Source organism: Pantoea sp. EKM10T (assembly GCF_011800685.1).
Taxonomy (GTDB): Bacteria; Pseudomonadota; Gammaproteobacteria; order Enterobacterales; family Enterobacteriaceae; genus Pantoea; species Pantoea agglomerans.
In genome coordinates this window covers 90,115-110,325 of the sequence record NZ_JAALEU010000011.1, presented here as the reverse complement: position 1 = coordinate 110,325, position 20,211 = coordinate 90,115, and the positions used below count along the sequence as shown (strand labels likewise).

19 protein-coding genes are annotated in these 20,211 nt (G+C 55.4%); 9 read left to right on the top strand and 10 right to left on the bottom strand.

Going from position 1 to position 20,211, the window contains the following annotated elements:
• Window positions 1-45 precede the first annotated feature (45 nt).
• The 5 genes from ftsZ to mutT all read left to right on the top strand — a co-directional run bounded on the left by ftsZ (window position 46) and on the right by mutT (window position 6,359).
• A complete protein-coding gene (gene ftsZ / locus HFD95_RS18975) occupies window positions 46-1,200 on the top strand; it encodes a cell division protein FtsZ (protein ID WP_010253892.1) in 1,155 nt (384 codons plus the stop codon).
• A gap of 101 nt (window positions 1,201-1,301) precedes the next feature.
• Window positions 1,302-2,219, top strand: a complete 918-nt coding sequence (gene lpxC / locus HFD95_RS18970) for a UDP-3-O-acyl-N-acetylglucosamine deacetylase (RefSeq protein ID WP_010253894.1) — start codon at window positions 1,302-1,304, stop codon at window positions 2,217-2,219.
• A 300-nt stretch (window positions 2,220-2,519) separates the two neighbouring features.
• Window positions 2,520-3,026, top strand: a complete 507-nt coding sequence (gene secM, locus HFD95_RS18965; protein ID WP_323054595.1) for a secA translation cis-regulator SecM — start codon at window positions 2,520-2,522, stop codon at window positions 3,024-3,026.
• A 74-nt stretch (window positions 3,027-3,100) separates the two neighbouring features.
• Window positions 3,101-5,809: a preprotein translocase subunit SecA gene (secA, locus tag HFD95_RS18960; RefSeq protein ID WP_163799006.1), complete on the top strand. Its 2,709-nt coding sequence runs from the start codon at window positions 3,101-3,103 to the stop codon at window positions 5,807-5,809.
• Between the two features lie 154 nt (window positions 5,810-5,963).
• Window positions 5,964-6,359, top strand: coding sequence for an 8-oxo-dGTP diphosphatase MutT (gene mutT / locus HFD95_RS18955; RefSeq protein ID WP_010253900.1), 396 nt, complete (start codon window positions 5,964-5,966; stop codon window positions 6,357-6,359).
• 35 nt (window positions 6,360-6,394) lie between these two features.
• On the opposite strand, the gene yacG is transcribed toward mutT, so the two are convergent.
• Genes yacG through coaE form a run of 3 tightly spaced genes read right to left on the bottom strand, consistent with a single transcriptional unit; the run spans window position 6,395 to window position 7,957 of the window.
• Complete coding sequence (gene yacG, locus HFD95_RS18950) at window positions 6,395-6,592, bottom strand: DNA gyrase inhibitor YacG (RefSeq protein WP_010253903.1); 198 nt, start codon at window positions 6,590-6,592, stop codon at window positions 6,395-6,397.
• An 8-nt stretch (window positions 6,593-6,600) separates the two neighbouring features.
• On the bottom strand, window positions 6,601-7,344 hold the full coding sequence (gene zapD, locus HFD95_RS18945; RefSeq protein ID WP_022625412.1) for a cell division protein ZapD: 744 nt from the start codon (window positions 7,342-7,344) through the stop codon (window positions 6,601-6,603).
• Between the two features lie 4 nt (window positions 7,345-7,348).
• A complete protein-coding gene (coaE, locus tag HFD95_RS18940; RefSeq protein ID WP_010253911.1) occupies window positions 7,349-7,957 on the bottom strand; it encodes a dephospho-CoA kinase in 609 nt (202 codons plus the stop codon).
• A gap of 234 nt (window positions 7,958-8,191) precedes the next feature.
• Between coaE and HFD95_RS18935 the strand changes: the two genes are divergently transcribed.
• Window positions 8,192-9,232, top strand: coding sequence for a GMP reductase (locus tag HFD95_RS18935; protein WP_010671832.1), 1,041 nt, complete (start codon window positions 8,192-8,194; stop codon window positions 9,230-9,232).
• Window positions 9,233-9,257: 25 nt separating this feature from the next.
• Here the strand turns inward: HFD95_RS18935 and hofC are convergent, their stop codons facing one another.
• The 4 genes from hofC to nadC form a co-directional block, all read right to left on the bottom strand.
• Entirely contained in the window at window positions 9,258-10,457 is a 1,200-nt protein-coding gene (hofC, locus tag HFD95_RS18930) for a protein transport protein HofC (RefSeq protein WP_167430618.1), read from the bottom strand.
• On the bottom strand, window positions 10,450-11,835 hold the full coding sequence (gene gspE, locus HFD95_RS18925; RefSeq protein ID WP_033770961.1) for a type II secretion system protein GspE: 1,386 nt from the start codon (window positions 11,833-11,835) through the stop codon (window positions 10,450-10,452). Before gspE ends, hofC begins: the two co-directional genes overlap by 8 nt.
• Entirely contained in the window at window positions 11,822-12,277 is a 456-nt protein-coding gene (ppdD, locus tag HFD95_RS18920; protein ID WP_010253922.1) for a prepilin peptidase-dependent pilin, read from the bottom strand. Before ppdD ends, gspE begins: the two co-directional genes overlap by 14 nt.
• A 174-nt stretch (window positions 12,278-12,451) precedes the next feature.
• Window positions 12,452-13,348, bottom strand: a complete 897-nt coding sequence (gene nadC, locus HFD95_RS18915; protein WP_089414569.1) for a carboxylating nicotinate-nucleotide diphosphorylase — start codon at window positions 13,346-13,348, stop codon at window positions 12,452-12,454.
• A 197-nt stretch (window positions 13,349-13,545) separates the two neighbouring features.
• Between nadC and ampD the strand changes: the two genes are divergently transcribed.
• Window positions 13,546-14,097 (top strand): 1,6-anhydro-N-acetylmuramyl-L-alanine amidase AmpD, encoded by a 552-nt coding sequence (gene ampD, locus HFD95_RS18910; RefSeq protein ID WP_010671836.1) that lies wholly within the window; start codon window positions 13,546-13,548, stop codon window positions 14,095-14,097.
• Window positions 14,098-14,113: 16 nt separating this feature from the next.
• Entirely contained in the window at window positions 14,114-14,968 is an 855-nt protein-coding gene (gene ampE, locus HFD95_RS18905) for a beta-lactamase regulator AmpE (RefSeq protein ID WP_167430617.1), read from the top strand.
• Here the strand turns inward: ampE and HFD95_RS18900 are convergent.
• The 3 genes from HFD95_RS18900 to aroP form a co-directional block, all read right to left on the bottom strand.
• A complete protein-coding gene (locus tag HFD95_RS18900) occupies window positions 14,950-15,909 on the bottom strand; it encodes a family 43 glycosylhydrolase (RefSeq protein ID WP_167430616.1) in 960 nt (319 codons plus the stop codon). The genes ampE and HFD95_RS18900 overlap by 19 nt on opposite strands.
• Complete coding sequence (locus HFD95_RS18895) at window positions 15,906-17,318, bottom strand: glycoside-pentoside-hexuronide (GPH):cation symporter (protein WP_022625418.1); 1,413 nt, start codon at window positions 17,316-17,318, stop codon at window positions 15,906-15,908. Before HFD95_RS18895 ends, HFD95_RS18900 begins: the two co-directional genes overlap by 4 nt.
• A gap of 198 nt (window positions 17,319-17,516) precedes the next feature.
• Complete coding sequence (gene aroP, locus HFD95_RS18890) at window positions 17,517-18,872, bottom strand: aromatic amino acid transporter AroP (protein ID WP_010253939.1); 1,356 nt, start codon at window positions 18,870-18,872, stop codon at window positions 17,517-17,519.
• A 515-nt stretch (window positions 18,873-19,387) separates the two neighbouring features.
• On the opposite strand from aroP, the gene pdhR reads away from it, so the two are divergent.
• Window positions 19,388-20,152: a pyruvate dehydrogenase complex transcriptional repressor PdhR gene (pdhR, locus tag HFD95_RS18885; RefSeq protein ID WP_010253942.1), complete on the top strand. Its 765-nt coding sequence runs from the start codon at window positions 19,388-19,390 to the stop codon at window positions 20,150-20,152.
• Window positions 20,153-20,211 lie beyond the last annotated feature (59 nt).

Genomic DNA, 20,211 nt, shown 5'->3' with positions numbered 1-20,211 from the left:
TTCTTTAGTGATCTCCAGGCGACAGGCACATAACGGAGAGAAATCATGTTTGAACCTATGGAATTAACCAACGACGCGGTGATTAAAGTCATCGGCGTCGGTGGCGGCGGCGGTAACGCCGTAGAGCACATGGTACGCGAGCGTATCGAAGGTGTGGAATTCTTTGCTGTGAATACCGACGCGCAAGCGCTGCGTAAAACAGCTGTCGGCCAGACCATTCAGATCGGTAATAACATTACCAAAGGTCTGGGTGCGGGTGCGAACCCGGAAGTGGGCCGTAACTCTGCAGAAGAAGATCGCGAAGCACTGCGTTCTGCGCTGGAAGGGGCAGACATGGTCTTCATCGCAGCAGGTATGGGCGGCGGTACCGGTACCGGTGCAGCGCCTGTCGTGGCTGAAGTGGCTAAGGAGCTGGGTATCCTGACGGTGGCGGTTGTCACCAAGCCGTTCAACTTCGAAGGCAAAAAGCGCATGGCGTTTGCCGAGCAGGGGATCGCCGAACTCTCTAAGCATGTCGATTCACTGATCACCATTCCAAACGACAAGCTGCTGAAAGTGCTGGGCCGTGGTATCTCTCTGCTGGATGCGTTTGGTGCAGCTAATGACGTGCTGAAAGGCGCCGTTCAGGGTATCGCTGAGCTGATCACCCGTCCTGGCCTGATGAACGTCGACTTTGCTGACGTGCGTACCGTCATGTCCGAAATGGGCTATGCGATGATGGGTTCAGGCGTCGCATGCGGTGAAGATCGTGCGGAAGAAGCGGCTGAAATGGCGATCTCCAGCCCACTGCTGGAAGATATCGACCTTTCTGGTGCGCGTGGCGTGCTGGTCAACATTACGGCGGGCTTCGACCTGCGTCTGGATGAGTTCGAGACCGTGGGTAACACTATCCGCGCCTTCGCCTCTGACAACGCGACCGTCGTGATCGGTACCTCACTGGATCCGGAAATGAATGACGAACTGCGCGTCACCGTGGTGGCAACCGGTATCGGCATGGACAAGCGTCCTGAAATCACCCTGGTAACCAACAAGCCAGCCAGTCAGCCAGTGATGGATCATCGCTATCAGCAGCACGGTATGTCACCGCTGCCGCAGGAGCAGAAACCTGCTGCCAAAGTCGTTAACGACCAGGCTGCGCAGTCGAACAAAGAGCCCGATTATCTTGATATTCCGGCCTTTTTACGTAAGCAGGCCGATTAGGATTAACCCTATAATTGGGATTCTCCGCTCTTTGTGCTAAAGTCTCTGTCCGCTGGTAAAGTATACTGGCGGTCGGACAGGTGATATTGCGAGATAATACGATGATCAAACAAAGGACATTAAAACGTATTGTTCAGGCGACTGGTGTCGGTTTACATACCGGCAAAAAAGTCACCCTGACATTACGCCCTGCGTCGGCTAATACCGGGGTCATCTATCGTCGCACCGACTTGAATCCACCGGTAGATTTTCCGGCTGATGCAAAATACGTGCGCGACACCATGCTGAGTACCTGCCTGGTGAATGATGAAGGCGTGCGTATTTCAACGGTTGAACACCTCAATGCCGCCCTGGCGGGTCTGGGTATCGACAACATTATTGTTGAAGTCGATGCGCCAGAAATCCCGATCATGGATGGCAGCGCAGCACCGTTTATCTATCTGCTGATGGATGCGGGCATCGAGCAGCTCAACAGCGCGAAGAAATTTGTGCGTGTTAAGCAGACCGTGCGTGTGGAAGAGGGTGACAAATGGGCCGAGATCAAACCGTTTAACGGCTTCTCGCTCGATTTCACCATCGACTTCAAACACCCGGCTATCGATTCCAGCTCACAGCGTTATGCGATGAACTTCTCTGCTGACGCCTTTGTTCGTCAAATCAGCCGGGCGCGTACATTTGGCTTTATGCGTGAAATCGAATATCTGCAGTCTAAAGGCCTGTGCCTGGGCGGTAGCTTAGATTGTGCGATAGGTCTGGATGATTTCCGCGTACTGAATGAAGAAGGCCTGCGTTTTGAGGACGAGTTTGTGCGTCACAAAATGCTGGACGCGATTGGCGACTTGTTTATGTGTGGTCACAACATCATTGGCGCATTCACTGCGTTCAAATCGGGCCACGCGCTGAACAACAAGCTGCTGCAAGCGGTTCTGGCTAAGCAGGAAGCCTGGGAATGGGCAACCTTCGAAGACGAAGCTGAACTGCCGCTGGCATTCAAAGCACCGAATCTGGTTCTGGCTTAATTACCCCGGAACGTGAAACGGCTGGTTATGCTGACACCCTCTCCGGTCAGCGGCGCCAGCCGTTTTTTATTGCCTCTTATCACACGCCTGATGACTGCGACCTCGCTCGCAAAGCGTTGTCTGTTCTGCTGATTTGCTGAACAATCACACGTGTTTTCTCTCGCCATCACTTTAATCCCAGGTGTGGATGCCCCACATTAATGATACTATCTGTGGCGCTTTTACAGGCCGAAATCCGTTGCGGCTCGCGGCGGGTACCAGAAAACAAGAGCGCAACAGAGCATGCGCGATGGAAAGGTTGTGATCGGGATTCTTCTGCGCTGGCGACAATTAGGTAGACGCTACTTCTGGCCTCATCTCCTGTTAGGGATGGTAGCGGCCAGCTTTGGCCTGCCAGCCTGTGCGCAAAGCTCCGAACTCAACGCGTCGTCTGAATCTCCGGCCAGCAGTCTCTTTCTTGGCAATGCCACACGCTTTGATCACCTGATCCGGCTGCAGGAAGCATCCCGACGCCCGAGCTTCAGCGTGGATTACTGGCATCAGCACGCCATCCGCACCGTTATTCGTCATCTCTCTTTCACGCTGGCGCCCCAGGCGCAGGCGGAGCAACAGACATTACCGCTGGCGGCACAAAAGCTGGCGCTGATAGACTCACTGCATAGTTTACTGACATCACATTCTGCGCTGCACACTGCACCGCAGCAGATCTCTACGCCGCCTCTTTTCACGGCCGTTACCCGTTCATGGGTAGAATGGCATGCCAGCGTGCATGGTATTCGCGCCGGACCCGCCCGATTGTTCTGCTAATATTTTTGGTTTTATTCACTCTGTTAAGATTTCGCAGTCCGGAATGCTCCGGCTGAATTGAGAATATATTTACTATGTTAAGCAAAATATTAACCAAGGTTTTTGGTAGCAGTAACGATCGTACCCTGCGTCGTATGCGTAAAGTGGTGGACGTCATCAATAAGATGGAGCCCGATTTTGAGAAGCTCTCTGATGATGAACTGAAAGCTAAAACTGATCTGTTCCGCGAACGCCTGAAAAAAGGTGAATCGCTGGAAAGCCTGATCCCGGAAGCGTTCGCAACCGTGCGTGAAGCCAGTAAACGCGTGTTCGGGATGCGTCACTTCGACGTGCAGCTGATCGGCGGTATGGTGCTGAACGATCGCTGCATTGCTGAGATGCGAACCGGTGAAGGTAAAACGCTGACCGCAACGCTGCCAGCCTACCTGAATGCGCTGTCCGGCAAAGGCGTTCACGTGGTTACCGTCAACGACTATCTGGCACAGCGTGATGCGGAAAATAACCGTCCGCTGTTTGAGTTCCTGGGTTTAACCATTGGTATCAACATGTCGGGCCTGCCGGCGGTGGCAAAGCGTGAAGCTTACGCAGCAGACATCACCTACGGCACCAACAACGAATATGGCTTCGACTACCTGCGCGACAACATGGCTTTCAGCCCGGAAGAGCGTGTACAGCGTAAACTGCACTATGCGCTGGTGGATGAGGTCGACTCCATCCTGATCGATGAAGCGCGTACGCCGCTGATCATCTCTGGTCCGGCGGAAGACAGTTCTGAGCTTTACACCAAAGTGAACAAGATCATCCCTCATCTGGTTCGCCAGGATAAAGAAGATACCGAAACCCATCAGGGTGAAGGCGACTTCTGGATCGATGAAAAAGCGCGTCAGGCTCACATGTCTGAGCGCGGTCTGGTCAAAGTGGAAGAGCTGCTGGTCAGCCAGGGCATCATGGAAGCGGGCGAGTCACTCTACTCTCCGACCAATATCATGCTGATGCACCACGTCACCGCGGCGCTGCGTGCGCACGCACTCTTTACCCGCGATGTGGATTACATCGTGAAAGATGGCGAAGTGGTGATTGTTGATGAACACACCGGCCGTACCATGCAGGGTCGTCGCTGGTCTGATGGTCTGCATCAGGCGATTGAAGCGAAAGAAGGCGTTGAGATCCAGAACGAGAACCAGACGCTGGCCTCTATCACCTTCCAGAACTACTTCCGTATTTACGAGAAGCTGGCCGGTATGACCGGTACCGCTGATACCGAAGCATTTGAATTCAGCTCCATTTATAAGCTCGACACCATTGTCGTGCCGACCAACCGTCCGATGGTGCGTAAAGATCTGGCTGACCTGGTCTACATGACCGAGAAAGAGAAGATCGATGCCATTATCGAAGATATCCGTGAGCGCACCGCCAATGGTCAGCCGGTGCTGGTGGGAACCATCTCGATTGAGAAATCAGAAGTGGTCTCTAACGAACTGACCCGTGCCGGTATCAAACATAACGTTCTGAACGCCAAATTCCACGCCCGCGAAGCGGATATCGTGGCGCAGGCCGGTCAGCCGGGTGCGGTCACTATCGCCACCAACATGGCCGGACGTGGTACAGATATTATGCTGGGCGGCAGCTGGCACGCTGAAGTGGCCGAACTGGAAGAGCCAACTGAAGCGCAAATCGAAGAGATTAAAGCGGCATGGCAGATTCGTCATGATGCGGTTCTGGCGTCAGGTGGTTTACACATCGTTGGTACTGAGCGTCACGAATCGCGTCGTATCGACAACCAGCTGCGTGGTCGTGCAGGTCGTCAGGGTGACGCCGGTTCTTCTCGCTTCTACCTGTCGATGGAAGATGCGCTGATGCGTATTTTTGCCTCAGACCGCGTCTCGAATATGATGCGTAAACTGGGCATGAAGCCAGGCGAAGCGATTGAGCATCCGTGGGTCACCAAAGCGATTGCCAATGCCCAGCGCAAAGTTGAAAGCCGTAACTTCGATATTCGTAAGCAGCTGCTGGAATATGATGATGTGGCTAATGACCAGCGTCGCGCGATCTACAGTCAGCGTAATGAGCTGCTGGATGTGTCTGACGTTAGCGAAACCATCAACAGTATTCGCCACGACGTCTACAAAGTCACCATCGATACTTACATTCCGCCGCAGTCGCTGGAGGAGATGTGGGACGTGCCAGGCCTGGAAGAGCGTCTGCGCACTGACTTCGATCTGAACCTGCCGATTGCAGAGTGGCTGGATAAAGAGCCCGATCTGCATGAAGAAGTGCTGCGTGAGCGCATCATGACCCATGCTATGGAAAGCTACGCTGAGAAAGAAGAGATCGTTGGCGCAGAGATGATGCGCAACTTCGAAAAAGGCGTGATGCTTCAGACGCTGGATTCGCTGTGGAAAGAGCATCTGGCCGCGATGGACTATCTGCGTCAGGGCATCCATCTGCGCGGCTATGCGCAGAAAGATCCGAAGCAGGAGTACAAGCGTGAATCCTTTGCCATGTTTGCTGCGATGCTTGAATCACTGAAATATGAAGTGATCAGTACACTGAGCAAAGTGCAGGTGCGCATGCCAGAAGAAGTTGAAGCGATGGAGCAACAACGTCGCGAAGAAGCTGAACGTCTGGCACAGCAACAGCAGCTGAGCCATGTTGAAGAGGATCTGCTGGCAGCCGCAGAGCCTGTGGCGGAGCAGAGTGGTGAACGCAAAGTCGGCCGCAACGATCCCTGCCCATGTGGTTCCGGTAAAAAGTACAAGCAGTGTCATGGCCGCATCGCCTGAGACTGAATGCTACTAAAAAAGGAGCCGCTGGCTCCTTTTTTTATGGTCTCTGCCACCCAGGCAACAGCGACTCCGCTGAGCTAAAGCGGTTAACATCCGCTACGGCATGCTCTAAAATCAGGCTTCATTCACCCATTACTACCGGATAGTCTCCATGAAGCACCTGCAGGTTGCAGTTGGCATCATTCGCAATGCCAGTAAACAAATTTTCCTTGCCCAGCGCGCGGCGACCTCTTACATGGCGAACAAGTGGGAGTTTCCTGGCGGTAAAATTGAAGCGGGCGAAAGCGCCGAACAGGGATTGATAAGGGAACTTCAGGAAGAGACCGGGATTGAGGTCACCGAGGCACGCCCGATTGGTCATGCAGACCACAGCTATGACGATCTGCGCGTGACGCTGCATTTCTTTCTGGTCGAAGGGTGGAAAGGAGAGCCGTGGGGCAAAGAGGGTCAGCCGCAGCGTTGGGTTGATCAGCATGCGTTGGTCGCGGAGGAGTTTCCGCCCGCGAATCATCAGCTGATTGCGCGTCTGATCGCCGGCGAACTCTGAGCGGATGGGGCAGCGTGCCCCATCCGGTTCGGCTGTCAGCGATCTTCTTCACTCCAGTTGTCACTGTCGTTCATATCGTCGCGGCTGGGAATGCGTTTCTCTTCTGCGGCCCACTCACCTAAATCAATGAGCTGGCAGCGCTTACTGCAAAAGGGGCGCCACGGGCTGAGTTCATCCCAGATCACATCTTTGCCGCACTGCGGACAGGCAACGGTCATCACTTCTTGCTGCATTTTTACCTCTAACAACAGGCCAGTTGAAAATTAAGGCGGGCCGGAACTTCACCACGCTCACTATCAAGCGGCATAAAACGAATGGCGTAGCGGCTTTTATGTCCGGACACCTGTGGATAGAGCGCATCCTCCAGCGACAACTGCAGTCGCAGCAGATCGGCGCCTTCGGCATTATCCTGATAAAAACCATTAAGGCTGGTCTGCACATGAAACGCGCCGGACTGGCGGATCAAATCCAGTACCATCGCCAGCGCATGATACAGTGGCTCCAGCGTCTGCATCCAGGCTTCGACCTGCGCATCGCGTACTTCCTGTGGCAGATGGAGCCAGATGTGCAGGCCCGGCAAATCAAAGCTGCAGCATCCACCAGGGATGCTCAGGCGCTGCCGCACCAGGGCAATCAGACGGTCCTCGCGGAGTTGCTGGCCCATACGTGGGGCATTCATTAACTGCGTCGACTGAATTTTGAGTTTATCGCGCAGGGCATTAACCAGCGTCATATCAACACCTGGCACATCAGCCCATGCACGTAACTTTTGCTGCTGACGCTCCAGCTCTTTTAACAATTCAGTACGCATATCGCCCCGCTCAAAAATATCGAGCAGCTCGCTAATCAGGCGAAAAAAGGTCAGCGCATTAACGGTTTTATCCAGTGGGACAATTTCATCTAACTGATTGATCAAAAACTCAACCCGTAACCAGGTTCGCATTTTTTCATTCAGTGGGTGTTCAAACAGAACGGGTGTGCTCATGGTATTAATCCTGTTTCGTTGCCGCCAGCCTGAGATAGCGCTGATGGAGTTCGGCAACCTGCGGCAAGGCGTCATCGGGCTCGCCACTGTTATCAATAATGTCATCGGCACAGGCGAGGCGCTGCTGGCGCGTCGCCTGTGCGGCAAGAATGCGTTTCGCCTGCGCGACGGAAAGATGATCGCGCTGCCGGGTGCGCGCTAACTGCGTTGCCTCATCAACATCCACCACCAGTACCCGATCAGCCTGGTGCTGTAACTGATTTTCCACCAGTAGCGGCACCACCCAGAGCACATAAGGTGTGGTGGCTTCGGCGATCAATTGACGCGTCCGGGCATTAATCAGTGGATGCAGCAGCGCGTTTAACCAGCTTTTTTCTTCCGGCTGCTGAAAAATAATGTCGCGAAGCCGGCTACGATCAAGCTTCCCCTCATCAGTCACTATCGACGTGCCATAGCGCGCCTGAATGGCCTGCAAAGCGGGTGTGCCGGGTTCGACAACTTCACGTGCTATCAGGTCAGCATCAATAATTTCCACGCCAGACGCTGCGAATGCCTGGGCAATCGTACTTTTACCACTGCCGATCCCCCCTGTAAGCGCGACGATATAGGGCATGTTTCTCACCTGACTTCTCTGTTCGACAGGGCTTCAGGGTAATGATCTGTATAAAAAACGCAAAAATGCGCGTCAGATCACACCGATAAACCACAATTAAATTTAACGGATTGTAGCGTAAATAAAGTGAAATTCGCAGTCTTGTCGCGCAGCGAGAGGCGCGTATCATAACGTCACTGGAGCTGTGCTTACTTCGTGAACGACGATTCATTGCCACTTACCAGGACACTGTTTATGCGTATTGAAGAAGATTTAAAACTGGGCTTTAAAGATGTCTTAATCCGCCCCAAACGCTCCACGCTGCAAAGTCGCTCACAGGTTGAGCTGGAACGCAGCTTTACCTTCAGACATTCGGGCCTGAGCTGGAGCGGCGTACCGATTATCGCCGCCAACATGGATACCGTCGGCACATTTTCAATGGCTGAGGCGCTGGCCAGCTTCAATATCCTTACAGCAGTCCATAAGCATTACAGCGTAGATGAGTGGCGCGCGTTTATTCAGCGCGTCCCCGCGACGGTATTGAAACATGTGATGGTTTCAACCGGCACCTCGGAGGCCGATCTCAATAAACTGGTTGCGATTATGGCGCTGTCAGACGATCTGCAGTTTATCTGCATCGACGTGGCCAACGGCTATTCTCAGCATTTTGTTGATTTTCTGCAGCGCGCCCGTGAAACCTTCCCGGCTAAAACCATCTGTGCCGGTAACGTGGTAACGGGCGAAATGGTGGAAGAGCTGATTCTCTCTGGCGCGGATATCGTCAAAGTCGGCATTGGCCCGGGTTCGGTCTGTACAACCCGGGTGAAAACCGGCGTGGGCTATCCGCAGCTTTCCGCTGTCATTGAATGTGCCGATGCGGCGCATGGCTTAAGCGGACAGATTGTCAGTGATGGCGGCTGTTCAGTGCCTGGCGATATTGCGAAAGCGTTTGGCGGCGGTGCCGACTTCGTGATGCTGGGTGGCATGCTGGCGGCACATGATGAGTGTGAAGGGCAGGTGGTCGAAGAGAATGGCGAAAGCTTTATGCTGTTTTACGGCATGAGTTCCGAATCGGCGATGAAGCGTCACGTTGGCGGTGTGGCGCAATATCGCGCAGCAGAAGGTAAAACGGTGAAGCTGCCATTACGTGGCCCGGTTGCTGACACCGCGCGCGATATCCTGGGTGGACTGCGTTCCGCCTGCACCTACGTGGGCGCGGAGCGGCTGAAAGAGCTGACCAAGCGCACCACCTTTATCCGGGTTAATGAGCAGGAAAACCGCGTTTTCAACCGATAGTTATCCGGGGCGCAGCCTGCGCCCCTTAATGCATCGCATCACCCAGCCCGAACACCGGCAGATACATCGCAATCACCAGCGTGCCAACAATGCCGCCAATCACCACCATCATCATCGGTTCCAGCGAAGCAGCCAGTGTGTCAGCGCGCTCACGGGTTTCTGCCTCATGCCATTCCGCCAGACGAGCCAGCATTAAATCCAGCGCGCCCGCCTCTTCGCCGACGCGAACCAGCTGACCGCATAATGGTGTGAACAGCGGATGATGCATCAGCGCCTGATGCAGAGGATTCCCCTGAGCAATGTGCTGCTGCAGTCCGGCCATTGCTTCCCGCCATAGCAATGATGAGAGCGTCACTTCAACGGCAGCCAGTCCCTGTAGCAAAGTTAACCCGGCGCGCTGTGTCAGATTCAGAATGGTGTAGATCTGCGTCAGCTGCGTGCCACGCCATAACCCGGAAAGCAGCGGGATGCGCAGGAAAATCGCCTGCTCACGGCGCTGCCAGCCCGCAGAGCGTCGTCGTAACTGATGCCAGGCTGCCAGCATCAGCGATACGCTGATGGCTAACACCGCTCCCCACTCCTGAAGCGCGGCAGATAACTGCATTACCGCTGCCGTAAAGGCGGGCAGAGGGGCATCAAAGGAGTCATAGACGGCAACGAACTCTGGCAGAACGAACAGCAGCATGCCGCAGGTGACCGCAATCGCCACCAGCAGAATGAACAGAGGATAACGCAGCGCCTTCGTCACCTGATGCCATAACTGCTGTTGCCGGATCTGTTGCCGGGCCAGCTCACTGCAACAGGTATCCAGCTGACCGGTCAGTTCGCCCACCTCCATCAGGGCCGGATAGAGTGCCGGAAAAATCTGCGGCCATTCACGTAAAGCCTGAGAAAAAGGGGCACCGCTGAGTACCCGATGATGCAAGACAAGCATCAGAGCACGCCAGCCTGCATGCGGATGGCCCTCAGCCAGCAAAGCCAGACTCTCTGCCAGCGGCAGTCCCGCTTTGAGCAGGGTTGCCAGCTGACGAATCAGATCGGTTTTGTGCTGCCACTTCCACTCCCCCTGACGCCACACTTTTTCTCGTTTCCAGCTTACCGGCAGAAGGTCGCGCTGCGCCAGCATCAGCAGCAGGTTATCACTGTCGATAGCCAGTAGCTGGCCACTGACTAACTGGCCCTGGCTATCGACCGCCTGCCAGCGAAATAAAGACGCATCAGCCATCGTCCAGCCCAATCACCCGTTGCATCTCTTCCAGCGAGGTATCGCCCCGGCTTACCGCTTCCAGGCCAGACACCAGCAGAGTGCGTAATCCCTGCTGTTTCGCCAGGCTGAGCAAATTCTCCAGCGGCATTTCGGCGGCGATCGCATTTTGCAGCCTGGCATTGATCGGCAGCAGTTCAAACAGCGCCAGCCGGCCAAAATAGCCGGAAAAACAGTGGTCGCAGCCGGGAGCTCGCCAGGTTTGCAAGGTACCGGGCCAGAGTTCCGCAGGATAGTGCGCCACCGCCTGAGCGGGCTGACGGCAGTGGGGACAGAGGCGTCTAACCAGGCGCTGAGCAACAATCAGTTTCAGCGCCGACCCCAGAAGATAACCGGGAATACCCATCTGTCGCAGCCGGGTCAGGGTCTCGGCGGTGGAGTTGGTGTGCAGAGTCGAAAGCACCAGATGTCCGGTCTGTGCCGCTTTAACCGCAATCTCCGCCGTTTCAGCATCGCGGATCTCCCCGACCATGATCACATCCGGATCCTGTCTCAGCAGCGCCCGCAGCACGCGGTTAAAATCGAGGCCGTTTTTAGCATGGATCTGCGTCTGGTTAATGCCGGGCAGCGGGATCTCAATCGGATCTTCAACGCTGCACAGATTTTTTTCCGGCGTATTCAGGGCACTGAGTCCGCTATAGAGCGTAAACGTCTTGCCGCTGCCGGTAGGGCCGGTGACCAGAATCAGCCCCTGCGGCTGCGCCAGCGCGGCGCAGAACAGGCGCAACTGCGCGGCGGGTAAGCCGAGCTTATCCAGCGACAGCGCCGCGCTTTCACTCTGCAACAGCCGGACCACCGCTTTCTCACCACCGTAGATGGGTAAGGTCGCCAGGCGAAAAGAGGCGGGTTTACCGGCGATCTCCAGACTGAACTGACCATCCTGCGGTAACCGGCGTTCGGCGATATCCAGTCCGCCGAGGATCTTCAGTCGCGCCAGCAGAGCAGCAGGCTGGGTGACGGGCAGGGAAGATAGAGGGTGCAATACGCCATCGATACGCAAACGCACCCGCAGGCCATCACGGCCGGGTTCGATATGGACATCAGAGGCGCGACGCTCCAGCGCCTGACGCAGGATCAGCTGTGTCGCTTCGATCGCTGATTCTGTGGGCGCCTCTTCGCGCGCCACCAGCGGTGTGTCAGCGTGCTGAAGCTGGTCGAGCCGGGCCTGCGGCCAGCACTCGATTTCAATCTGACACTGGCTGGCAAAATGGAGGGCTTCAGCCAGCCCTGGCGGCACGCTTTCCGCGACGGCAACACGCAGCTGGCTGGCATCATGGTGCAAAACCAGGGCACGATAGCGCTGACATAATGCCGCGATCGCCTCATCAGGCTTGCTCATCGCTGGCTCCTTTATCCGCAAAGCGGAACTGCTGCAGGCAATTGTCGCGCAGGCTATTGTTGCTGCTGGTGCAGCTGCGTTGCCAGCTGATGCCGCCCTCGGTGCTGTCCCAGAGCGGCAGCATTTCAACGCTCAGGCCATTCAGGCTCTCCTGGCCGGTCAGCGTAATGACCCCGTTGGTCACGCTCAGTGCCGAGACATAGCGCGATCCCCTGGCAGCAGGAATACCCGCTTCTCCGGCCTGACACTGCGTCGGGCCGCCGCGCTCCATGGCGCAAAGCTCAACAGCGGTTTTATAGGGCACCATGGTTTGCAGCATGTCGGTAAGGGCAGCACGCTGCAGATAATTTTGATAAGCGGGCAGGCCGATGGCACTTAAGATTGCCACAATACCCACCACAATCATCAGTTCAACCAGCGTAAATCCACGTTGATAATTCATCACATCGTCTCCGTATTAAGAAGGCGACAGGTTAAAAATCGGGGGCAGTGAAAGACAGGCAGAGATGGGCAAACTGGAAAGCGTGATGTGAACAGATTTCAGACTTACAGCGCAGTCGAAACTGCGCCGGAAGCAGGGTCGCAAAATCGCCGTGTTGAGTGACGGCGAGGCAGGCTATTTTTGTTTAAAGCGCATCGAGAGATCCAGCGCCCGCACATGCTTGGTCAGCGCGCCAACCGAAACATAGTCCACGCCGGTCAGGGCGATCTGTGGCAGGGTAGTTTCGGTGACGTTACCGGAGACCTCCAGCAACGCCCGACCCTGATTAAGTTCGACGGCGGCACGCATCGCTTCCAGGCTAAAGTTATCCAGCATCACGATATCGGCTTCGGCTTCCAGCGCCTGACGTAACTCCTCCAGCGATTCCACCTCAACTTCAACCGGCACATCGGGCTGCAACCATTGCGCTCTTTCCACTGCCTGCCGAATCGAACCGCTGGCAATAATATGGTTCTCTTTGATGAGATAAGCGTCAGAGAGGCCCAGCCGATGATTACTACCCCCGCCGCACAACACGGCATATTTCAGCGCAGTCCGCAGTCCGGGCAGGGTTTTACGCGTGTCCAGCAGTTGCGTCTGGCTTCCCGCCAGCAGCGCGGCATAGCGGCTGACTTCGGTAGCAACGCCTGAGAGCGTCTGCACAAAATTAAGCGCCGTTCGCTCGGCGGTCAGCAGCAGCCGGGCAGGCCCCTCGATTTCAAACAGCAGCTGGTCAGCCTCGATCTGATCACCATCTTCGACATGCCAGATCAGGGTCGCGTGTGAGCCGAGCTGAATGAACACCTCTTCAACCCAGCGTTTACCACAGAAAACACCGGCTTCGCGGGTGATGACCTGCGCATCGGCCTGGGTATCGGCGGGTAACAGCTGCGCGGTGATATCGCGGTCAGCGTCGATCTCGCCCCCGAGATCCTCTTTTAACGCCAGCGCAACGCTATCCGGAATGTCACTTTCAATGCGTTTAATCAGCGCCTGACGACGGCTGTCGGGATCATAACCACGGGATGACATAGGCGTTTTACTCCTGAAAGGGGAATGACAGAGGCGGTCACAATAGCCTGAACCGCCATTCGGTTCCAGCAACTGATAGCATTTTGTTTAGTATCCTTAACACACAGTGCGTGAATGTCATCAGACCGGCACACTAAGAAGCAAGAATCCTTTATTATTCATGCTATTCTCAGCCAGGTGAAATAAGGAAAACCGCTATGAAAATCAAACAGGGCTGGCTGACCCGCGTGCGTCATGTGCCGTCGCCGCATTGCAACGAACGCCCTGATAATGAGGCACCTTCACTGCTGGTGATCCACAATATCAGCCTGCCACCCGGTGAATTTGGCGGGCCATGGATCGATAAACTGTTCACCGGCACCTTACCGCCCGATGCCCATCCCTATTTTGCGGATATCGCCGCGCTGAAAGTGGCGGCACACTGCCTGATTCGCCGTGACGGGGAGATCGTGCAGTATGTCCCCTTTGATAAACGCGCCTGGCATGCAGGCATTTCGCAGTTCGAAGGACGTGAAAACTGCAACGACTTCTCCATAGGCATCGAACTGGAAGGGACAGACAGTGAGCCTTATAGCGAGGCGCAATATCGGGCCTTGCAGCAAGTGACGCAATTACTGCTGCAACATTACCCGTTAACGCCTGCACGTATCACGGGGCACAGTGACATCGCACCGGTACGCAAAACCGATCCCGGACCTGCTTTTGACTGGGACTACTACAAACAGCTGTTAACGCAGCAAAAATCCTGATTTTTGCGGAGTCAGTATGACGTTGTTTACCTTGTTGTTGGTTTTAGGCTGGGAGCGCCTGTTTAAACTGGGCGAGCACTGGCAGCTCGAACACCGGCTGGAGCCGATCTTTCGCCAGCGCCACCATTTCTCAATGATGCGTACCCTGCTGATGACCGTGCTGGCGATGGCGCTGACCGCGCTGGTGATCTGGAGTCTGAAAGGGCTGCTGTTTGGCGTGCTGCAACTGCTCTTCTGGATTGTTGCCGGACTGCTCTGTATCGGTGCCGGGTCGGTGCGACAGCACTACCACGGCTACCTGAAAGCGGCCAGTCATGATGACGACGCTGCGCATCAGGCGATGGCGGCTGAACTGACGCTGATTCATGGCGTGCCGGTGGAATGCAGCGAGCGCGAGTTCCTGCGTGAGCTGCAGAATGCCCTGATCTGGATAAACTTCCGTTTCTACCTTGCGCCAATGTTCTGGCTGGTGGTAGGCGGTCCGTGGGGGCCGGTGCTGCTGGTGGGTTACGCTTTTCTGCGGGCCTGGCAAGGCTGGCTGGCAAAGCATGGAACACCGATGGCGCGTTCACAATCTGGCGTGGATGCCATTCTGCATCTTCTCGACTGGATCCCGGCGCGGCTGGCGGGTGTGGCTTACGCCCTGCTGGGTCATGGCGAGAAAGCGCTGCCCGCCTGGTTTGCTTCGCTGACCGATCGGCATCGTTCTCAGTATCAGGTGCTGACGACCCTGGCGCAGTTCTCACTGTCACGCGATCCGCACACCGATAAAGTCGAAACGCCACGGGTTGCCGTGGCGTTAGCGAAACGTACCTCACTGGTACTGGTGGTCGCTGTCGCGTTGCTGACGATTTACGGCACGCTGGTGTAATCGGCAGGCGGCACGCCGAAATCAGGCGTGCCATCTTCCCGCCAGCTGAAATATTTCAGTCGGGTATGGCGGTTCGGATCCCATAACGGATCGCCTTCAATTTCAGTGTAGTTACGCGCGTGGTACACCAGCACGTCGCGTCCCGCCTCATCCTGGGTAAAACTGTTGTGACCCGGTCCATACTGATGGTTGTCCCAGCTGGAGACAAATACCGGCCGTGCAGACTTTTGCCATGCGGCGACATCAAGCGGGTCGGCATCAACGTCAATCGACAGTATCCCCAGACAGTAATTCTCATCGGTGGCGCTGGCAGAGTAGGTCACAAACAGCCGATCCCCGTGACGAATAACCGCCGGTCCTTCATTAACGCTAAAGCCTGCGCACTCCCACTCATATTCTGGCCGGCTCAGCATCACCGGCGTGCCTTTCAGCGTCCAGGGATTAAGCAGCTCAGCCAGATAGAGGTTAGAGTTGCCGGGAATCAATGGATCTTTCTGCGCCCAGAGATACCAGTTTTTACCCTGATGCACGAAGTGGGTAGCATCCAGTGAGAAGCTGTCGAACTGGCTGAAGACCCGGCGACAGGGCTGCCATTCCCCCTGCAGCGGATTTTCCGCCTCACACACCAGCGCATACATCCGGTGCTGAAACAGTCCCTCTTTGATTTCACGCGTCGGTGCTGCCGCGAAATAGATGACCCACTGTCCGTCAATGTAGTGCAGCTCAGGTGCCCAGATTAACTCGCTAAAGGGGCCGCTCTCGGGCTTGCGCCAGACGACCACCGGCTCGGCGCTGCGCAGGCCAGCCAGCGTCGTGGCGCGACGGATCTCCAGCCGGTCATACTCCGGCACCGATGCCACAAAGTAATAGTACTGTTCATGACGCAGGATAAAGGGGTCGGCGCGCTGCTCGATAAAAGGATTCGGCCAGTCTGGGGTCATTTTACATCTCCTGTTTGCGGGGCAGCACCGTCGCGCAGGCGGACAGTGTGTAAATCATGGAAGTTTTCGCGGCGCAGCGCGAGATCCTGCTGGATGGTAATCATCATTTTGCGGTCGACCTTCATCAGTCGTACCACACCTGCGGTAATCAGATAGCCGACGCCAGGAATAATGGTGAACAGCAGCATGATGCCGTTAATCGCCTCAGGTGACTGCTGCTTAGCACCTGCATTGTAGCCATAGATCGACAGCAGAAAGCCGACCATCGCACCGGCAACCGCCAGTCCCACCTTGAGGAAGAACAGGTTGCCGGAGAAGCTGATGCCGGTGATGCGTTTGCCGGTTTTCCATTCGCCGTAGTCATCCACATCGGCCATCAGTGACCAGTGCAGTGGAGAGGGGATCTGATGCAGGATATTCAGCACAAAGTAGGCGACCACGACCATCACGGTGGCGTGGGGATCGATCCAGTAAAAACCGCTGGAGAAGAGTGCCAGCGCGATATTGGTCCAGAAGAAGACTTTGAGTTTGCACCAGCGATCGGTGAGCAGTTTCGCCAGCGTGCTGCCGACCATCATGCCAATCACACCCAGGCTGATAAACAGCGTGGCGAAGTGCGTCGACTGGCCCATGACCCAGGTCACGTAATACATGGTGGCCGCCATGCGGATGAAGCCGGGACAGACGTTACAGAAGGTCAGCAGCAGAATGCGTACCCACTGATCATTCTTCCAGACGTCACGCAGATCTTTTTTCAGGTCATCATTGCTCGGCACGGCAGGGCGGATACGTTCACGTACCGTGGCAAAGCAGAACAGAAACATCGCCAGGCCAATGGTTGCCAGTACCGCCATCGCCATCTGGTAGCCGCGCGCTTTGTCTTCGCCACCGAACCACTCTGCCATCGGCAGCAGGGACAGAGAGAGTATCAGCGTAGCGATGCCGACCATGACAAAGCGGTATGACTGGCAGGAGACGCGCTCACCGGGATCGTTAGTAATCACGCCGCCCAGAGAGCAGTAAGGAATGTTAATCGCCGTATAGGTCAGTGACATCAGGAAGTAGGTGACGAAGGCCCAGATCACCTTGTTGTGATAGGTCCAGTCTGGCGTGGTGAACATCAATACGCTGAACACGACGTAAGGTACGGAAACCCACAGCAGCCAGGGACGAAAGCGACCCCAGCGACTCTGGGTGCGATCGGCTATCGCGCCCATAATCGGATCGGTTACCGCATCGAGTACTCTGACCGAGAGCAGCAGGGTCCCCACCAGCGCCGGGGCCAGGCCGAAAACGTCGGTATAGAAGTAGTTCAGGAACAGCATGATGGCACCGCCAATCATGTTGCATCCGGCATCGCCCATGCCATATCCCAGTTTTTCCCGAAACGGGAGGGCTGTACCTTTCATGGTTTTCTCCTGCGCATCCAGTGTGAACAGGAATTATTGGCAGGAAATCAGCGAGATGAACGGGAGTAATTCGTTATGAAGATGGACAAAACAGTTGCGGGGAGAGAAGTGTGAACTGGATCGGGGCAGTTGAGACGGGCAGGAGGGCGTGAGTGACGTGCTGCAACCCCGCAGGAGGTCGCAGCACGTGGTAAAGCATCAGGCTTTCTGTGTCTGGTTCTTGATAAAGTAACCCACGCCCAGAATCACCAGCCAGACCGGAATCAGCCAGACAGAGATCGCCATGCCCGGCGTGGTCGCCATCAGTACCAGAATCGCCGCCAGGAAAATCAGGCAAATCCAGTTACCGGCCGGATAGAGCAGCGCTTTAAAGCGGGTGGTTACGCCCTGCTGATCTTTCTTACGACGGAACTTAAGGTGCGCCAGGCTGATCATCGCCCAGTTGATCACCAGCGCAGAGACGACCAGCGACATCAGCAGGCCAAACGCTTCACCCGGCATCAGATAGTTGATCAGCACACAGAGCGCAGTGGCGACAGCAGAGACCAGAATCGTTAACACCGGCACACCGCGACGATCGACCTTCAGCAGCGCTTTTGGCGCATTACCCTGCTGTGCCAGACCAAACAGCATACGGCTGTTACAGTAAACGCAGCTGTTATAGACCGACAGCGCCGCTGTCAGGATGACCACGTTGAGCGCATTCGCCACCATGGCATCGCCCAGCTCGTGGAAGATAAAGACAAACGGGCTGACTTCTGACGTGACACGCGTCCACGGCATCAGTGACAGCAGCACCGCCAGCGAACCAATGTAGAAAATCAGAATACGCCACAGCACCTGGTTGGTCGCTTTTGGAATGCTCACTTCCGGGTTATCCGCTTCAGCGGCGGTGATACCTACCAGCTCCAGACCACCAAACGAGAACATGATAATCGCCATGACCATCACCAGACCGCCGATGCCATGCGGGAAAAATCCGCCCTGTTCCCACAGGTTGCGCACGGTAGCCTGCGGACCCGCGTGACCGCTGAACAGCAACCAGCCTCCGAACAGGATCATGCCAATCACCGCAACCACTTTAACGATGGCGAACCAGAACTCCATCTCACCAAACACTTTCACATTGGTCAGGTTGATAGCGTTAATCATCACGAAGAAGATGGCAGCCGAAGCCCAGGTCGGAAAGTCTGGCCACCAGAACTGGACATATTTGCCAACGGCGGTGAGTTCCGCCATGGCGACCAGCACATAGAGCACCCAGTAGTTCCAGCCCGAAGCGAAGCCTGCAAAGTTGCCCCAGTATTTATACGCGAAGTGGCTGAAGCTGCCGGCGACCGGCTCTTCCACGACCATTTCGCCTAACTGACGCATGATTAAAAAGGCAATAAAACCGGCAATCGCATAGCCCAGAATTACGGCCGGTCCGGCGGATTCAATGACCGATGCACTGCCCAGAAACAGGCCGGTTCCCACTGCACCACCCAGCGCGATGAGCTGAATATGGCGGTTCTTGAGACCACGTTTCAGCGCTTCGCCTTGCTGTTGTTCCATACAAACCTCGTGATGTTTTTATTCTTCGTTCGCAGCGCAGGACGCTGTAATGAAGTAGTTACAATAACGTATTGATTATTTTACGGTATCTGGCGTGCTGAATAGTGCCATCTGCTACCCTGGCGACAAGAATAGTGATAAGCGAATCGCTTTGCACCTGCTTTCGCCTTTCGTGCTGAGAGTTGACTGAAAAAACGCCGTCCTGGTCACGTCTGCCCACAGCAACTTCTGCCATGAAATTCCGTTAATGACGAATAGCTTTCACTTATGTCTGCCGCTGCGCTAACGCGCTAAGCGGGTGTAAGGTTTGGTAAAAGTGAAATTATTTAACATTTGCGGTAACGCGAATTTTTCATTTTTTTAACCGCAAGTTAGCGCCAGCACAGGCTTTGGGGGCAGGTGAATGTCGCAGACACCATATAGACACAAGGTGAATACTTTGTTACTTTACCGGCACCTCTTTGCAATTGGTATTACCAATTTACTCCGGACGATTGGCTTAATAAGAAGGGACGATGGCTTACAGTAAGATTCGCCAACCTAAACTCTCCGACGCTATCGAGCAACAGCTCGAATCGCTGATTATGGAAGGGACCCTGCGTCCGGGAGAGAAGCTGCTGCCTGAGCGCGAACTCGCCAAACAATTCGATGTCTCACGTCCGTCTCTCCGCGAAGCGATCCAGCGCTTAGAAGCCAAAGGATTATTGCTGCGCCGACAGGGTGGCGGAACGTTCGTGCAGGAGAATCTCTGGCAAAGCTTAAGCGATCCACTCGTTGAGCTTCTCGCCGACCATCCGGAATCACAGTTTGATCTGCTGGAAACGCGCCATGCCTTAGAAGGCATCGCCGCCTATTACGCGGCGCTGCGCGGCACAGAGGAAGACCTGCTGCGCATTCGCGACTGCCATGTGAATATTCAGCAGGCGCAGGACAGCGGCGATTTAGACGCCGAAGCGGACGCAGTGATGCAGTATCAGATCGCTGTCACAGAAGCGGCCCATAATGTTGTGCTTTTACATTTGCTACGCTCAATGGGCCCTATGCTGGAACAAAACGTTCGCCAGAATTTCGAATTGCTCTACTCGCGCCGGGAAATGCTGGCAAAAGTGAGCGGTCACCGCGCCAGAATCTTTGAGGCGATTGTGGCTCGTGAGCCAGAAAAAGCGCGCGAGGCTTCACACCGTCACCTGGCGTTCATAGAGGAAATCTTGCTGGACAGAAGTCGGGAGCAGAGCCGTCGAGAACGCTCCCTGCGTCGTTTACAGCAACGTAAGGAATAACGTGCGACAAAGATCGTACTGACATCAGACGAGCCTGCCTGCATCTGCTTTAACAGGCT

Bases quoted from the DNA above. Each gene is read 5' to 3' on its own strand.
- HFD95_RS18935 (WP_010671832.1), top strand. From the start codon at position 8,192: ATGCGTATTGAAGAAGATTTAAAACTGGGCTTTAAAGATGTCTTAATC.
- secA (WP_163799006.1), top strand. From the start codon at position 3,101: ATGTTAAGCAAAATATTAACCAAGGTTTTTGGTAGCAGTAACGATCGT.
- pdhR (WP_010253942.1), top strand. From the start codon at position 19,388: ATGGCTTACAGTAAGATTCGCCAACCTAAACTCTCCGACGCTATCGAG.
- coaE (WP_010253911.1), bottom strand. From the start codon at position 7,957: ATGCCCTATATCGTCGCGCTTACAGGGGGGATCGGCAGTGGTAAAAGT.
- gspE (WP_033770961.1), bottom strand. From the start codon at position 11,835: ATGAGCAAGCCTGATGAGGCGATCGCGGCATTATGTCAGCGCTATCGT.
- ampD (WP_010671836.1), top strand. From the start codon at position 13,546: ATGAAAATCAAACAGGGCTGGCTGACCCGCGTGCGTCATGTGCCGTCG.
- lpxC (WP_010253894.1), top strand. From the start codon at position 1,302: ATGATCAAACAAAGGACATTAAAACGTATTGTTCAGGCGACTGGTGTC.
- hofC (WP_167430618.1), bottom strand. From the start codon at position 10,457: ATGGCTGATGCGTCTTTATTTCGCTGGCAGGCGGTCGATAGCCAGGGC.
- zapD (WP_022625412.1), bottom strand. From the start codon at position 7,344: ATGAGCACACCCGTTCTGTTTGAACACCCACTGAATGAAAAAATGCGA.
- yacG (WP_010253903.1), bottom strand. From the start codon at position 6,592: ATGCAGCAAGAAGTGATGACCGTTGCCTGTCCGCAGTGCGGCAAAGAT.
- ampE (WP_167430617.1), top strand. From the start codon at position 14,114: ATGACGTTGTTTACCTTGTTGTTGGTTTTAGGCTGGGAGCGCCTGTTT.
- ppdD (WP_010253922.1), bottom strand. From the start codon at position 12,277: ATGAATTATCAACGTGGATTTACGCTGGTTGAACTGATGATTGTGGTG.
- ftsZ (WP_010253892.1), top strand. From the start codon at position 46: ATGTTTGAACCTATGGAATTAACCAACGACGCGGTGATTAAAGTCATC.
- nadC (WP_089414569.1), bottom strand. From the start codon at position 13,348: ATGTCATCCCGTGGTTATGATCCCGACAGCCGTCGTCAGGCGCTGATT.
- HFD95_RS18900 (WP_167430616.1), bottom strand. From the start codon at position 15,909: ATGACCCCAGACTGGCCGAATCCTTTTATCGAGCAGCGCGCCGACCCC.
- mutT (WP_010253900.1), top strand. From the start codon at position 5,964: ATGAAGCACCTGCAGGTTGCAGTTGGCATCATTCGCAATGCCAGTAAA.
- aroP (WP_010253939.1), bottom strand. From the start codon at position 18,872: ATGGAACAACAGCAAGGCGAAGCGCTGAAACGTGGTCTCAAGAACCGC.
- HFD95_RS18895 (WP_022625418.1), bottom strand. From the start codon at position 17,318: ATGAAAGGTACAGCCCTCCCGTTTCGGGAAAAACTGGGATATGGCATG.